The organism is Citrobacter sp. RHBSTW-01013, assembly GCF_013781985.1.
GTDB lineage: Bacteria > Pseudomonadota > Gammaproteobacteria > Enterobacterales > Enterobacteriaceae > Citrobacter > Citrobacter braakii.
On record NZ_CP056185.1, the window covers coordinates 1,975,575 to 1,989,203 of the forward strand.

The following is a 13,629-nucleotide window of genomic DNA, read 5'->3' on the forward strand; positions in this document are numbered from 1 at the left end:
GGGATCATTTAAGAGGTAATAACATGTCAAAAGTCGCTCTCATCACTGGCGTAACCGGGCAGGATGGTTCTTACCTGGCAGAGTTCCTGCTGGAAAAAGGGTATGAAGTACACGGTATTAAGCGCCGCGCTTCATCATTCAACACCGAACGTGTGGACCATATCTATCAGGATCCGCATTCGGGCAATCCCAAATTCCATCTGCACTATGGCGATTTGACGGACTCCTCCAACCTGACCCGTATTTTACAGGAAGTGCAACCGGATGAGGTCTATAACCTGGGCGCCATGAGTCATGTCGCGGTGTCGTTTGATTCACCGGAATACACCGCGGATGTCGATGCTATCGGCACCTTGCGTTTGCTGGAAGCTATCCGCTTCCTCGGGCTGGAAAAGAAGACCCGTTTTTATCAGGCTTCCACCTCTGAACTGTACGGTCTGGTACAGGAAATCCCGCAGAAAGAGAGCACGCCGTTCTACCCGCGCTCGCCGTATGCCGTTGCCAAGCTGTACGCCTACTGGATAACCGTCAACTACCGCGAATCTTACGGTATGTATGCCTGTAACGGCATTCTGTTTAACCACGAATCTCCGCGCCGCGGGGAAACCTTTGTCACGCGCAAAATTACGCGTGCGATCGCCAACATCGCGCAGGGGCTGGAGTCTTGCCTGTACCTGGGCAATATGGATTCGCTGCGTGACTGGGGGCATGCCAAAGATTACGTCAGGATGCAGTGGATGATGCTGCAGCAGCACAAGCCGGAAGATTTCGTGATTGCCACCGGCGTGCAGTATTCCGTGCGCCAGTTTGTGGAAATGGCCGCCGCTCAGTTGGGGATTAAATTGCGCTTTGAAGGCGAGGGCGTGAATGAGAAAGGCATCGTGGTTTCCGTAACCGGACACGACGCGCCGGGTGTGAAGCCTGGGGATGTCATGATTGCCGTCGATCCGCGCTATTTCCGTCCGGCAGAGGTGGAAACGCTGCTGGGCGATCCGGCCAAAGCACATGAAAAACTGGGCTGGAAGCCGGAAATCACGTTGCGCCAGATGATCTCGGAAATGGTTGCCAACGATCTTGAAGCAGCGAAGAAGCATTCCCTGCTGAAGTCGCACGGTTACGAGGTCGCCATCGCGCTGGAGTACTGAGGATGAAGACACAACGTATTTTTGTGGCGGGCCATCGCGGGATGGTGGGGTCCGCCATCGTCAGACAATTGTCGCAGCGAGATAATGTCGAGCTGGTGCTGCGTACCCGCGACCAACTTAACCTGCTGGACGCAAGTGCGGTGCAGGCGTTCTTTGCCACTGAACGTATTGACCAGGTTTATCTGGCGGCGGCTAAAGTCGGCGGGATCGTGGCGAATAATACTTATCCTGCTGATTTTATTTATGAAAACATGATGATTGAGAGCAACATTATTCATGCTGCGCATTTGCATAACGTGAATAAACTGCTGTTCCTCGGATCATCCTGTATTTATCCAAAGCAAGCCACCCAGCCAATAGCCGAAAGCGAGCTGTTGCAGGGGCAGCTGGAACCGACCAATGAGCCGTATGCGATTGCCAAAATTGCCGGGATCAAGCTGTGCGAATCGTATAACCGCCAGTATGGCCGCGATTATCGCTCGGTGATGCCGACCAATCTGTATGGGCCGCATGACAACTTCCACCCGAGTAATTCGCATGTGATCCCGGCGCTGCTGCGCCGCTTTCATGACGCTCGCGAGCACAATACGCCGGATGTGGTGGTGTGGGGAAGCGGGACGCCAATGCGTGAATTTCTGCATGTTGACGATATGGCAGCGGCCAGTATCCACGTGATGGAGCTGGATCAGGAAGTCTTGCAGGAATATACCCAGCCGATGCTGTCGCATATCAACGTGGGCACCGGCGTGGACTGCACCATCCGCGAACTGGCGCAAACCATCGCGCAGGTCGTGGGTTACAAGGGGCGCGTGGTGTTCGACGCCAGCAAACCGGATGGAACGCCGCGCAAATTGCTCGATGTTACGCGTCTGCATCAGTTGGGCTGGTATCACGAGATATCACTGGAAGCGGGGCTTGCCAGTACCTGGCAGTGGTTCCTTGAAAACCAGCAGCGCTACCGGGGGTAAGCATGTTTTTACGTCATGAGGATTTTGCCACCGTAGTACGTTCAACTCCGCTGATTTCCATCGATTTGATCGTGGAAAACACCCACGGTGAATTTCTGCTCGGTAAGCGTCTCAATCGTCCGGCGCAGGGTTACTGGTTTGTGCCCGGCGGTCGGGTGCAAAAAAATGAACCGCTGCACGTGGCCTTTGAGCGGCTTACCGAAACGGAGCTGGGGTTACGTTTACCGCTGTCCGCTGCGGAGTTTTACGGTGTCTGGCAGCACTTCTATGACGACAACTTTTCTGGGGATGATTTCTCAACGCATTACATCGTGCTGGGATTTCGTCTGCGGGTGTCGGAAAACGACTTGCTACTGCCCAATGTCCAACATGATGCGTACCGATGGATGGCGGCTACACAGATTCTGGTCAGTGACCACGTGCACGACAACAGTCGGGCTTACTTCTGTAAAACAAGTCAGGCCGGAGTACCCGGGCTATGAAGATCCTCGTGTATGGCATCAACTATTCGCCGGAGTTGACCGGTATCGGCAAATACACCGGTGAAATGGTGGAGTGGATGGCGCAGCAGGGGCATGACGTTCGGGTGATCACCGCGCCGCCTTATTATCCCCAGTGGAAGGTAAACGGCAGTTATTCATCCTGGCGCTACCGTCGCGAAGAGGGCGACGCCCTCGTCTGGCGTTGTCCGCTGTATGTGCCTGAGCAACCCTCAACGCTCAAGCGCCTGCTGCATTTGGGCAGTTTCGCCCTGAGCAGTTTTTTCCCGCTACTGGCGCAACGTCGCTGGAAGCCGGATCGCATTATCGGCGTAGTGCCGACGCTGTTTTGCACGCCGGGCATGCGCCTGCTGGCAAAGCTTTGTGGCGCACGTACGCTATTGCACGTTCAGGATTACGAAGTCGATGCCATGTTGGGGCTAGGAATGGCGGGCAAAGGCACGCGCGGTATGGTGGCAAAACTGGCCAGCGCCTTTGAGCGCAGTGGGCTGTTGAATATGGACCATATTTCGACGATTTCCCGTTCCATGATGCACAAAGCCATGGAAAAAGGCGTTGCGCCGCACAAGGTTATTTTCTTTCCGAACTGGTCAGAAGTGACGCGCTTTCGTGATGTGAGCGACGCCGATGCCCTGGCGTTGTCCCAGCAACTGGGATTGCCTGCCGATCAAAAGATCGTTCTTTACTCAGGCAATATCGGTGAAAAGCAGGGGCTGGAGAGCGTGATAGACGCAGCGCTCGAGTTGAGCGAACACCCCTGGCTGTTTGTGATTGTCGGGCAGGGCGGTGGTAAAGCGCGGCTGGAGAGTATGGTCAGCGAACGCGGCCTGAACAACGTGATGTTCTTTCCGCTGCAATCATATGACGCGCTGCCTGCGCTGCTCAAGATGGCGGATTGTCATCTGGTCGTGCAAAAGCGTGGTGCGGCTGATGCCGTACTGCCCTCCAAATTGACCAATATCCTCGCTGTTGGTGGTAACGCAGTTATTACTGCCGAACCTGAAACCGAGCTGGGTCAGCTTTGTGACGCTCACCCTGGCATTGCGGTGTGCGTGGAGCCGGAGTCGGTAAACGCGCTGGTTTGCGGTATTAAACGGGCATTGATGATGCCAAAAGTAAACACGGTGGCACGTGATTATGCCGAACGCACGCTGGATAAAGAAAACGTGCTGAGTCAATTTCTTGCAGATATACGGGGTACATGATGAGTCAAAGCAAACTCTTTCCGGTGGTGATGGCCGGTGGCTCGGGTAGCCGTTTATGGCCACTGTCCCGCGTGCTGTACCCAAAGCAGTTCCTGTGCCTGAAAGGCGATCTCACCATGCTGCAGACGACGATTTGCCGTCTGAACGGCGTGGAGTGCGAAAGCCCGGTGGTTATCTGTAATGAACAACACCGTTTTATCGTAGCGGAACAGTTACGACAGCTGCACAAGCTGACTGAGAACATCATTCTCGAACCTGCCGGGCGTAACACGGCACCGGCGATAGCGCTGGCCGCGCTGGCGGCAAAACGTCAAAGTCCGGGTGAGGATCCGCTGCTGCTGATCTTGGCGGCCGATCACATGATTGCCGACGAAGAGGCATTCCGCGAGGCGGTTCGCAATGCGATGCCATATGCCGGAGCGGGTAAGCTGGTGACGTTTGGTATCGTGCCGGACCAGGCGGAAACCGGCTATGGCTATATCCGCCGGGGGGAAGTCTCGCCGACGAATACCGACGCCGTGGCTTTTGAGGTGGCACAGTTTGTTGAAAAGCCCAATCTGGAAACCGCGCAGGCTTACGTGACGAGCGGCGACTACTACTGGAACAGCGGCATGTTCTTGTTCCGGGCCGGACGTTACCTGGAAGAACTGAAAAAGTATCGTCCCGACATTCTTGAAGCCTGTGAGAACGCCATGAGCACGGTCGACCCCGATCTCGATTTTATCCGCGTTGATGAACAGGCGTTTCTCGCCTGCCCGGAAGAGTCTGTGGACTATGCGGTAATGGAACGTACAGCCGATGCGGTGGTGATGCCAATGAACGCAGGCTGGAGCGATGTTGGCTCCTGGTCATCGCTGTGGGAAATTAGTGCCCATACCGCTGAAGGCAATGTGCATCACGGCGACGTCATTAGCCACAAAACGGAAAACAGTTACGTGTATGCCGAATCCGGCCTGGTGACGACCGTCGGGGTGAAAGATCTGGTGGTGGTGCAGACCAAAGACGCGGTGCTGATAGCCGATCGCAACGCGGTGCAGGACGTCAAAAAAGTGGTAGAGCAAATTAAGGCTGACGGGCGTCATGAGCATCATATTCACCGCGAAGTTTATCGTCCGTGGGGCAAGTACGACTCAATTGATGCCGGAGAGCGTTACCAGGTGAAGCGAATTACCGTCAAGCCTGGTGAGGGATTGTCTGTGCAGATGCATCATCACCGGGCTGAACACTGGGTTGTGGTTGCTGGTACCGCGAAGGTGACAATCAATGATGATATCAAACTGCTTGCTGAAAACGAGTCTGTCTATATTCCGCTGGGGGCGACCCATTGTCTGGAGAACCCCGGGAAAATCCCGCTCGATCTGATTGAAGTGCGCTCCGGATCTTACCTCGATGAGGATGATGTGGTGCGGTTTGCGGATCGCTACGGGCGCGCGTAACACAACATCATCGTTGCTGGATGGCGGCGTGAACACCTTATCCGGCCTAAAAACTAACGGCTAGTCATTTTGTGAAAAATATCTCCAGTCAGGAGAGGGCTAACTGTTGCCTGAAGAAGGGGAAATCATGACGAAATTAACCTGTTTCAAAGCCTACGATATTCGCGGCAGGCTGGGCGAAGAGCTGAATGAAGAGATTGCGTGGCGCATTGGCCGCGCTTACGGCGAGTTCCTGAAGCCAAAATCTATCGTTCTGGGCGGCGATGTGCGCCAGACCAGCGAGACGCTAAAACTGGCGCTGGCGAAAGGGTTGCAGGATGCGGGGGTGAATGTGCTGGATATTGGTATGTCGGGCACCGAAGAGATTTACTTCGCCACCTTCCACCTTGGCATTGACGGCGGTATTGAAGTGACCGCCAGCCATAATCCGATGGATTACAACGGCATGAAGCTGGTGCGGGAAGGGGCGCGGCCCATCAGCGGTGATACCGGTCTGCGCGACGTGCAGCGCCTGGCGGAAGCCAACGACTTCCCGGCGGTTGATGTGACAAAACGTGGCCACTACCAGCGTATTACTACCCGCGATGCCTACATCGACCACCTGCTGGGTTACATCAATCCCGGCAGCCTGAGACCGATGAAGCTGGTGCTTAACTCCGGCAACGGTGCGGCAGGTCCGGTGGTTGACGCCATTGAAGCCCGTTTTAAGGCGCTGGGTGTGCCGGTCGAGTTCATCAAAATTCACAATACGCCGGATGGCAACTTCCCCAACGGTATTCCTAATCCTCTGCTGCCGGAATGCCGGGCCGACACGCGCAATGCGGTGATTGAACACGGTGCGGATATGGGGATTGCCTTCGACGGTGATTTTGACCGCTGCTTCCTGTTCGATGAAAAAGGTCAGTTCATTGAGGGCTACTACATTGTCGGCCTGCTGGCAGAAGCGTTTCTGGAGAAGAATCCGGGGGCGAAAATTATCCACGACCCGCGCCTGTCCTGGAATACCGTGGACGTGGTGACGGCGGCAGGCGGTAAACCGGTGATGTCAAAAACCGGGCACGCGTTTATCAAAGAGCGGATGCGCCATGAAGATGCCATTTATGGCGGTGAAATGAGCGCGCATCACTATTTCCGTGATTTTGCTTACTGCGACAGCGGAATGATCCCGTGGCTGCTGGTGGCGGAACTGCTGAGTCTGAAAGGACAGTCGCTGGGTGAACTGGTCCGTGACCGGATGGTGGCCTATCCGGCGAGTGGGGAAATCAACAGCACGCTGGCAGAGCCGGCGGCAGCGATTGCGCGTGTGGAGCGGCACTTTTCCCGTGAGGCGCTGACGGTGGACAGAACGGACGGTATCAGCATGGCGTTTGTCGACTGGCGCTTCAATTTACGCTCTTCCAATACCGAACCGGTGGTGCGCCTGAACGTGGAATCGCGCGGAAATATTCCGTTGATGGAAGCGCGAACGCGCACTCTTCTGGCGTTACTGAATCAGTAATGCCGGTGCTTCCTTTGCCCGCTTATGGGCAAAGGGTGACTAACAGGAACCACGATGACACATCTAAAAAAGCGCGAACGCGCCAAAACCAATGCGTCGTTAATTTCGATGGTGCAACGCTTTTCAGATATCACCATCATGTTTGGCGGGTTGTGGGTGATCTGCGAATTAAGCGGTTTGCCTTTCCTGTATATGCACCTGCTGGTGGCGCTGATCACGCTGGTCGTTTTTCAGATGCTCGGTGGCATAACGGATTTTTATCGCTCCTGGCGCGGCGTCAAAATTTCCACTGAGCTGGTGCTGTTACTACAAAACTGGACGCTGAGTCTGATTTTTAGCGCAGGTCTGATCGCCTTTAATAACGATTTCGATAACCGTCTCGCCGTCTGGCTGGCATGGTATCTGCTTTCAAGCGTCGGCCTGGTGTTGAGTCGTTCGTTTATTCGCTACGGTGCGGGGTGGCTGCGTAATCGTGGTTACAACACCCGCCGGGTGGCGGTGGCTGGCGACCTGCCCGCCGGACAAATGCTGCTGGACAGTTTTCGCCATGAACCGTGGCTGGGATTTGAAGTGGCGGGGGTCTATCACGACCCAATCCCTGGAAAAAACTCCCGCGACTGGGCCGGTAATCTGCAACAACTGGTGGACGACGCCAAAGCTTCACGCATTCATAACGTTTATATCGCCATGTCGATGAGCGATGGCGCAAGCGTAAAAAAACTGGTGCGTGAGTTGGCCGACACTACCTGCTCGGTGATCCTCATTCCTGATGTCTTTACCTTCAATATTCTGCATTCACGGATTGAAGAGATGAACGGCGTTCCGGTGGTACCGCTGTATGACACGCCGCTCTCGGGGATTAATCGTCTGTTAAAGCGCGCGGAAGATATCGTGCTGGCTTCACTGATCCTGCTACTTATTTCCCCAGTGCTGTGTGGTATTGCGCTGCTGGTAAAACTGACCTCCAAAGGTCCGGTGATTTTCCGCCAGACCCGCTATGGCATGGACGGGAAGCCGATCAAAGTCTGGAAGTTTCGCTCGATGAAAGTGATGGAGAACGACGCGGTGGTGACGCAGGCGACGCAAAACGATCCGCGCGTTACTCCTGTGGGAAATTTCCTGCGCCGGACGTCGCTCGATGAACTGCCGCAGTTTATTAACGTCCTGACCGGGGGGATGTCTATCGTCGGGCCACGTCCGCATGCGGTGGCGCATAACGAACAGTACCGTCAACTGATCGAGGGGTACATGTTACGCCATAAGGTAAAACCGGGCATTACCGGCTGGGCGCAAATCAACGGCTGGCGCGGTGAAACCGATACGCTGGAAAAAATGGAAAAACGTGTGGAGTTTGACCTCGAATACATTCGCGAGTGGAGCGTGTGGTTCGATATCAAAATTGTTTTTCTGACGGTATTCAAAGGCTTTGTGAACAAAGCGGCGTATTAACATGAGTTTACGAGAAAAAACGCTTAATGGCGCAAAGTGGTCGGCGATTGCCACGGTGATCATTATTGGTCTGGGACTTATCCAGATGACCGTCCTGGCGCGGATTATTGATAACCACCAGTTTGGGTTGTTAACCGTGTCGCTGGTGATCATTGCGCTGGCCGATACGCTGTCGGATTTCGGTATCGCCAATTCAATTATTCAGCGCAAAGACATCGGTTATCTTGAGCTGACAACGCTGTACTGGCTCAACGTTGGGCTGGGTATGGTGGTATGTGTGGCGATGTTTCTGCTTAGCGGGACGATTGCCAGCGTGCTCAATAATCCCGAACTGGCGCCACTCATCAAAACCTTATCGCTGGCGTTTGTGGTGATACCGCACGGGCAGCAGTTTCGCGCGCTGATGCAAAAAGAGCTGGCCTTCAACAAAATTGGCATGATTGAAACCAGTTCGGTGTTGGCCGGTTTTACCTTTACCGTGGTCAGCGCCCATTTCTGGCCGCTCGCGCTGACGGCCATTCTCGGGTATCTGGTGAACAGTACGCTACGAACGCTGCTGTTCGGCTATTTTGGTCGCCGGATTTACCGTCCGGGGCTGCATTTTTCGCTGGCATCCGTTTCGTCGAACCTGCGTTTTGGTGCGTGGCTGACGGCAGACAGCATTATCAATTACCTCAATACCAACCTTTCCACGCTGGTTTTAGCCAGAACGTTGGGCGCAGGTGTGGCGGGCGGATTCAATCTCGCCTGGAACGTGGCGGTTGTCCCTCCGATCAAACTGAACCCGATTATTACCCGTGTCCTGTTTCCGGCGTTTGCCAAAATTCAGGACGACAGTGAAAAGCTACGGGTGAATTTTTACAAGCTGCTGTCGGTGGTCGGGATCATTAACTTCCCGGTACTCCTGGGATTGATGGTGGTGTCGAACAATGTGGTGCCGCTGGTATTTGGCGAGAAGTGGAACGGTATTATTCCCGTCTTGCAACTGCTGTGCATTGTTGGACTGCTGCGCTCTGTGGGGAATCCGATCGGTTCACTGCTGATGGCGAAAGCACGGGTCGACATCAGCTTCAAATTCAATGTGTTCAAAACCTTTCTGTTTATTCCCGCCATTTTCATCGGTGGTCATCAGGCCGGGGCGATTGGCGTGACACTGGGCTTTTTGCTGGTCCAGGTGATTAACACGATCCTCAGTTACTTCGTGATGATCAAACCTGTTCTTGGCTCCAGCTACCGCCAGTACATGCTCAGTCTGTGGCTGCCGTTATATCTCTCTTTACCTACCCTTGTGGTGAGCTATGCGCTGGACGTAATGCTGCGCAGCCAACTGTCGCCAGGTGCGTTGCTGGGGATCCAGGTAGCGGCAGGAGCGCTGGCGTTTGCGGCGATGATTGTGGTGTCGCGCCATCCGTTAGTGGTGGAAATAAAACGCCAGCTCTGCCGCAGTGAAAAAATGAAAACCTTGCTTCGTGCAGGATAAGAACAACGCTTTAAGAGGTCATAATGAAACTATTAATTTTAGGCAACCATACCTGTGGGAACCGTGGGGATAGCGCGATTCTGCGCGGTTTGCTGGATGCCATTAACGCGTTGCGTCCTGAGACTGAAGTGGATGTTATGAGCCGTTATCCGGTGAGTTCTTCGTGGTTGCTGAACCGCCCGGTGATGGGCGATCCGCTGTATTCGCAGATGAAGCAACACAATAATGCTGCGGGCGTTATGGGACGCGTGAAGAAAGTGCTGCGTCGTCGCTATCAGCATCAGGTGCTGCTCTCGCGTGTCACCGATTCCGGTAATCTGCGCAATATCGCGATCGCCCAGGGGTTTACCGATTTTGTTCGTCTGCTGTCGCGCTACGACGCCATTATCCAGGTCGGCGGATCGTTTTTTGTCGATTTGTATGGCGTACCGCAGTTTGAACATGCCCTGTGTACGTTTATGGCGAAAAAACCGCTGTACATGATTGGCCACAGCGTGGGGCCATTCCAGGATGAACAGTTTAATCAACTGGCGAACTACGTTTTTGGACACTGTAATGCGTTGATTTTGCGTGAATCCGTCAGTCTGGATCTGATGAAGCGCAGTGCAATAAACACGGATAAAGTCGAAACCGGGGTAGATACCGCCTGGCTGGTAAATAACCATGATGAGGATTATGAGCCTGGTTATGCCGTACAGCACTGGTTACACATGGCGGCAAAACAGAAGACTGTTGCCATTACTCTGCGTGAGCTGGCTCCTTTTGATAAGCGTCTGGGGACAACGCAGCAGGCCTATGAGCAAGCTTTTGCTGGGGTAGTGAACCGCATCCTTGATGAAGGTTACCAGGTGATAGCGCTGTCAACCTGTACCGGTATTGATAGTTACAACAAAGATGACCGCATGGTGGCGTTGAACCTGAGCCAGTATGTTAACGACCCGGGCCGTTATCACGTGGTGATGGATGAACTCAACGACCTGGAGATGGGGAAAATTTTGGCTACATGCGATCTGACGGTGGGGACTCGTTTACACTCGGCCATCATCTCGATGAATTTTATGACGCCAGCCATCGCCATTAATTATGAGCATAAATCGGCAGGTATCATGCAACAACTGGGGTTAGCAGAGATGGCCGTCGATATTCGCCATCTGCTCGATGGCAGCCTGGAAGGAAAGGTCGCCGATGCTCTCGGACAGCTACCTGAGCTGAACATACGTCTCGGCGACGCGGTTAGGCGTGAGCGTGAACGTGGGGTGAACATGGTGCAATCGGTTTTAACGCGTATTGAGGGGGAAAAATGAAGTTTGGCTTTTTCCTGCTTAAATTTCCGCTCTCCTCCGAGACCTTTGTACTCAATCAGATTACCGCATTTATCGACATGGGCTACGACGTGGAAATTGTCGCGTTGCACAAGGGTGATCTTGAAAATACGCATGCCTCATTTAATACCTACCGTCTGGGTGAAAAAACGCGCTGGTTACTGAATGAGCCGAACAGCAAACTGGCGAAGCTTAAGTATAGGGCAGTGGCGGCCCTGCGCGGTATTACCCGCTCAGCCACCTGGAAAGCGCTGAATGTTTCACGCTATGGCGATGAGGCGCGCAATCTGATTTTGGCGGCCATTTGTGGCGCGAACCCGCGGGCGTTTGAAGCGGATGTGTTTATCGCTCATTTTGGACCCGCAGGCGTAACGGCCGCCAAGCTGCGTGAGCTAGGGATGATCCGCGGCAAAATCGCCACGGTATTTCACGGCATTGATGTTTCGCATCGGGATGTGCTTGCCCACTACACCCCTGAATATCAGCAACTGTTTGAACGTGGGGATTTGATGTTACCTATTAGCAACCTCTGGGCCGGACGTTTAAAAAATATGGGGTGCCCGCCGCAGAAAATTGCGGTCTCGCGCATGGGAATCGATATGACGCGCTTTACGCCACGCCAGTTGAAATCGCCTGCCGCCCCGCTGGAGATTATCTCTGTCGCCAGGTTAACTGAGAAAAAAGGACTGCACGTCGCCATCGAAGCCTGTCGTCAGTTGAAAGAGCAGGGCGTTGCATTCCGTTATCGCATCCTTGGCATTGGCCCCTGGGAGCGTCGTCTGCGTACGCTAATCGAGCAATATCAACTTGATGATGTGATTGAGATGCCTGGCTTTAAACCCAGTCATCAGGTGAAGGAAATGCTTGAGCAGGCCGATGTCTTTTTGCTGCCCTCAATTACCGGAAGGGATGGCGATATGGAGGGGATCCCGGTGGCGCTGATGGAGGCGATGGCGGTGGGCATCCCGGTGATTTCCACCGTCCATAGTGGGATCCCTGAACTGGTCGAGTCGGGCAAGTCTGGCTGGCTGGCACCGGAAAACGATGCGCAGGCGCTGGCCGAGCGATTAGCGGCATTTAGCCTGCTCGACAGTGAGCAGGTACAGCCGATTGTGCAGTGCGCGCGCGAAAAAATTGAAACTGAATTTAATCAGTTAGCGATCAATAAACAGTTAGCCAGTCTGCTGCAAACGATGTAAATCGAGGTTGTATGTCAGAGAACAAACTCTCACGCCGTACTTTTCTGACGGCAGGCTCTGCGCTTGTCGTACTGCATACTCCCGTTGTCCGGGCGCTTGAATCATCGGGCAGCGTCAACATTCAAGATTACAACCCAAAGGATTGGGTGGCTTCTTTCAGGCAGGCGTTCAAAGAAGGACAAACGGTAGTCGTACCAAATGAACTGGAATGTAAGGATCTCAATACCGCAGTTGTTATCCCGCCTGGCAAAACGCTACACCTGCAAGGCAGAATCAGCGGCAATGGCCGTGGGCGCTTTGTTCTGCAGGATGGATGCAAGGTGATGGGCGAGCAGGGCGGGAGCCTGAGGAACGTTACCCTCGATGTGCGGGGTTCGGACTGTGTGATAAAAGGGATTGCCATGAGCGGTTTCGGTCCGGTGACGCAAATCTATATCGGCGGTAAAACCTCGAGGCTGATGCGTAATCTGACTATCGATGATATTACCGTCACGCGCGCTAACTATGGCATTTTGCGTCAGGGTTTTCATAACCGAATGGACGGCGTAAAGATCACGAACAGCCGTTTTAGCGATTTACAGGGTGATGCTATCGAGTGGAATGTGGCGATAAACGACAGCAACATCCTCATTTCTGACCATGTCATTGAACGTATCAACTGTACTAACGGCAACGTGAACTGGGGCATTGGCATCGGTCTGGCGGGGAGTACCTATGACAATACCTATCCCGATGAACTGGCGGTAAAAAACTTTGTGGTAGCGAACATAACCGGTAGCGACTGTCGACAGTTAGTCCATGTGGAGAACGGCAAACACTTTATTATTCGTAATATTACCGCGCGAAATATCACCCCGGATTATAGCAAGAAAGCGGGCATTGATAATGCGACGGTCGCTATTTACGGATGTGATAATTTCGTAATTGATAATATCAATATGGAGAATAGCGCTGGTATGCTCATTGGTTACGGCGTAATCAAAGGGCGTTATTTATCCATTCCACAAAACTTTAAGTTAAATAATATCCATCTGGATAATACGAAACGTGAATACAAATTGCGCGGTATTCAGATCTCCTCTGGTAATGCAACTTCATTTGTGGCGATCACCAACGTGGAGATGAAGCGTGCCACGCTTGAGTTGCACAACCAACCACAGCACCTTTTTTTACGTAACATCAGGGTTATGCAGCAATCTGTAACGGGACCCGCGCTTAAGATGCACTTCGATCTCCGTAAGGATGTGCGCGGCAAGTTTATGGCTAAACAGGACACATTACTCTCGCTGGCGAATATCCATGCGGTAAACGAAACCGGGCAAAGCTCAGTTGACATCGACCGGGTAAACCATCAGGTGGTGAATGTCGAAGCGGTGAATTTTCGAGTGCCGGGACGGGAGCGGTAACTTTGCGACCATTCCTGGCTA

Annotated in this window: 11 protein-coding genes; all 11 read left to right on the forward strand. The window is 53.5% G+C overall.

The window, feature by feature from the left end; translation table 11 throughout:
• Window positions 1-23 precede the first annotated feature (23 nt).
• On the forward strand, window positions 24-1,145 hold the full coding sequence (gene gmd / locus HV350_RS09505) for a GDP-mannose 4,6-dehydratase (RefSeq protein WP_181630334.1): 1,122 nt from the start codon (window positions 24-26) through the stop codon (window positions 1,143-1,145).
• Window positions 1,146-1,147: 2 nt separating this feature from the next.
• Window positions 1,148-2,113 (forward strand): GDP-L-fucose synthase, encoded by a 966-nt coding sequence (locus tag HV350_RS09510; RefSeq protein WP_047499637.1) that lies wholly within the window; start codon window positions 1,148-1,150, stop codon window positions 2,111-2,113.
• Between the two features lie 2 nt (window positions 2,114-2,115).
• Window positions 2,116-2,595, forward strand: a complete 480-nt coding sequence (locus tag HV350_RS09515; RefSeq protein ID WP_181630335.1) for a GDP-mannose mannosyl hydrolase — start codon at window positions 2,116-2,118, stop codon at window positions 2,593-2,595.
• A complete protein-coding gene (gene wcaI / locus HV350_RS09520) occupies window positions 2,592-3,818 on the forward strand; it encodes a colanic acid biosynthesis fucosyltransferase WcaI (protein ID WP_181630336.1) in 1,227 nt (408 codons plus the stop codon). Before HV350_RS09515 ends, wcaI begins: the two co-directional genes overlap by 4 nt.
• A complete protein-coding gene (gene cpsB / locus HV350_RS09525; RefSeq protein WP_181630647.1) occupies window positions 3,818-5,254 on the forward strand; it encodes a mannose-1-phosphate guanyltransferase in 1,437 nt (478 codons plus the stop codon). Before wcaI ends, cpsB begins: the two co-directional genes overlap by 1 nt.
• A 127-nt stretch (window positions 5,255-5,381) precedes the next feature.
• On the forward strand, window positions 5,382-6,752 hold the full coding sequence (gene cpsG, locus HV350_RS09530; protein WP_181627239.1) for a colanic acid biosynthesis phosphomannomutase CpsG: 1,371 nt from the start codon (window positions 5,382-5,384) through the stop codon (window positions 6,750-6,752).
• A gap of 54 nt (window positions 6,753-6,806) precedes the next feature.
• A complete protein-coding gene (gene wcaJ, locus HV350_RS09535; protein ID WP_016156914.1) occupies window positions 6,807-8,201 on the forward strand; it encodes an undecaprenyl-phosphate glucose phosphotransferase in 1,395 nt (464 codons plus the stop codon).
• Between the two features lies 1 nt (window position 8,202).
• On the forward strand, window positions 8,203-9,681 hold the full coding sequence (gene wzxC, locus HV350_RS09540) for a colanic acid undecaprenyl disphosphate flippase WzxC (protein ID WP_053388856.1): 1,479 nt from the start codon (window positions 8,203-8,205) through the stop codon (window positions 9,679-9,681).
• Window positions 9,682-9,704: 23 nt separating this feature from the next.
• Window positions 9,705-10,985, forward strand: coding sequence for a colanic acid biosynthesis pyruvyl transferase WcaK (wcaK, locus tag HV350_RS09545; RefSeq protein ID WP_181630338.1), 1,281 nt, complete (start codon window positions 9,705-9,707; stop codon window positions 10,983-10,985).
• Window positions 10,982-12,202, forward strand: a complete 1,221-nt coding sequence (gene wcaL / locus HV350_RS09550; protein ID WP_181630339.1) for a colanic acid biosynthesis glycosyltransferase WcaL — start codon at window positions 10,982-10,984, stop codon at window positions 12,200-12,202. The genes wcaK and wcaL overlap by 4 nt, the downstream gene beginning before the upstream one ends.
• Before the next feature lie 11 nt (window positions 12,203-12,213).
• On the forward strand, window positions 12,214-13,608 hold the full coding sequence (gene wcaM / locus HV350_RS09555; protein WP_181630341.1) for a colanic acid biosynthesis protein WcaM: 1,395 nt from the start codon (window positions 12,214-12,216) through the stop codon (window positions 13,606-13,608).
• The last annotated feature ends 21 nt before the right edge of the window (window positions 13,609-13,629 follow it).

Excerpts from the sequence above, each read along its gene's own strand:
- gmd (WP_181630334.1), top strand. The coding sequence starts at position 24 with ATGTCAAAAGTCGCTCTCATCACTGGCGTAACCGGGCAGGATGGTTCT.
- HV350_RS09510 (WP_047499637.1), top strand. The coding sequence starts at position 1,148 with ATGAAGACACAACGTATTTTTGTGGCGGGCCATCGCGGGATGGTGGGG.
- HV350_RS09515 (WP_181630335.1), top strand. The coding sequence starts at position 2,116 with ATGTTTTTACGTCATGAGGATTTTGCCACCGTAGTACGTTCAACTCCG.
- wcaI (WP_181630336.1), top strand. The coding sequence starts at position 2,592 with ATGAAGATCCTCGTGTATGGCATCAACTATTCGCCGGAGTTGACCGGT.
- cpsB (WP_181630647.1), top strand. The coding sequence starts at position 3,818 with ATGAGTCAAAGCAAACTCTTTCCGGTGGTGATGGCCGGTGGCTCGGGT.
- cpsG (WP_181627239.1), top strand. The coding sequence starts at position 5,382 with ATGACGAAATTAACCTGTTTCAAAGCCTACGATATTCGCGGCAGGCTG.
- wcaJ (WP_016156914.1), top strand. The coding sequence starts at position 6,807 with ATGACACATCTAAAAAAGCGCGAACGCGCCAAAACCAATGCGTCGTTA.
- wzxC (WP_053388856.1), top strand. The coding sequence starts at position 8,203 with ATGAGTTTACGAGAAAAAACGCTTAATGGCGCAAAGTGGTCGGCGATT.
- wcaK (WP_181630338.1), top strand. The coding sequence starts at position 9,705 with ATGAAACTATTAATTTTAGGCAACCATACCTGTGGGAACCGTGGGGAT.
- wcaL (WP_181630339.1), top strand. The coding sequence starts at position 10,982 with ATGAAGTTTGGCTTTTTCCTGCTTAAATTTCCGCTCTCCTCCGAGACC.
- wcaM (WP_181630341.1), top strand. The coding sequence starts at position 12,214 with ATGTCAGAGAACAAACTCTCACGCCGTACTTTTCTGACGGCAGGCTCT.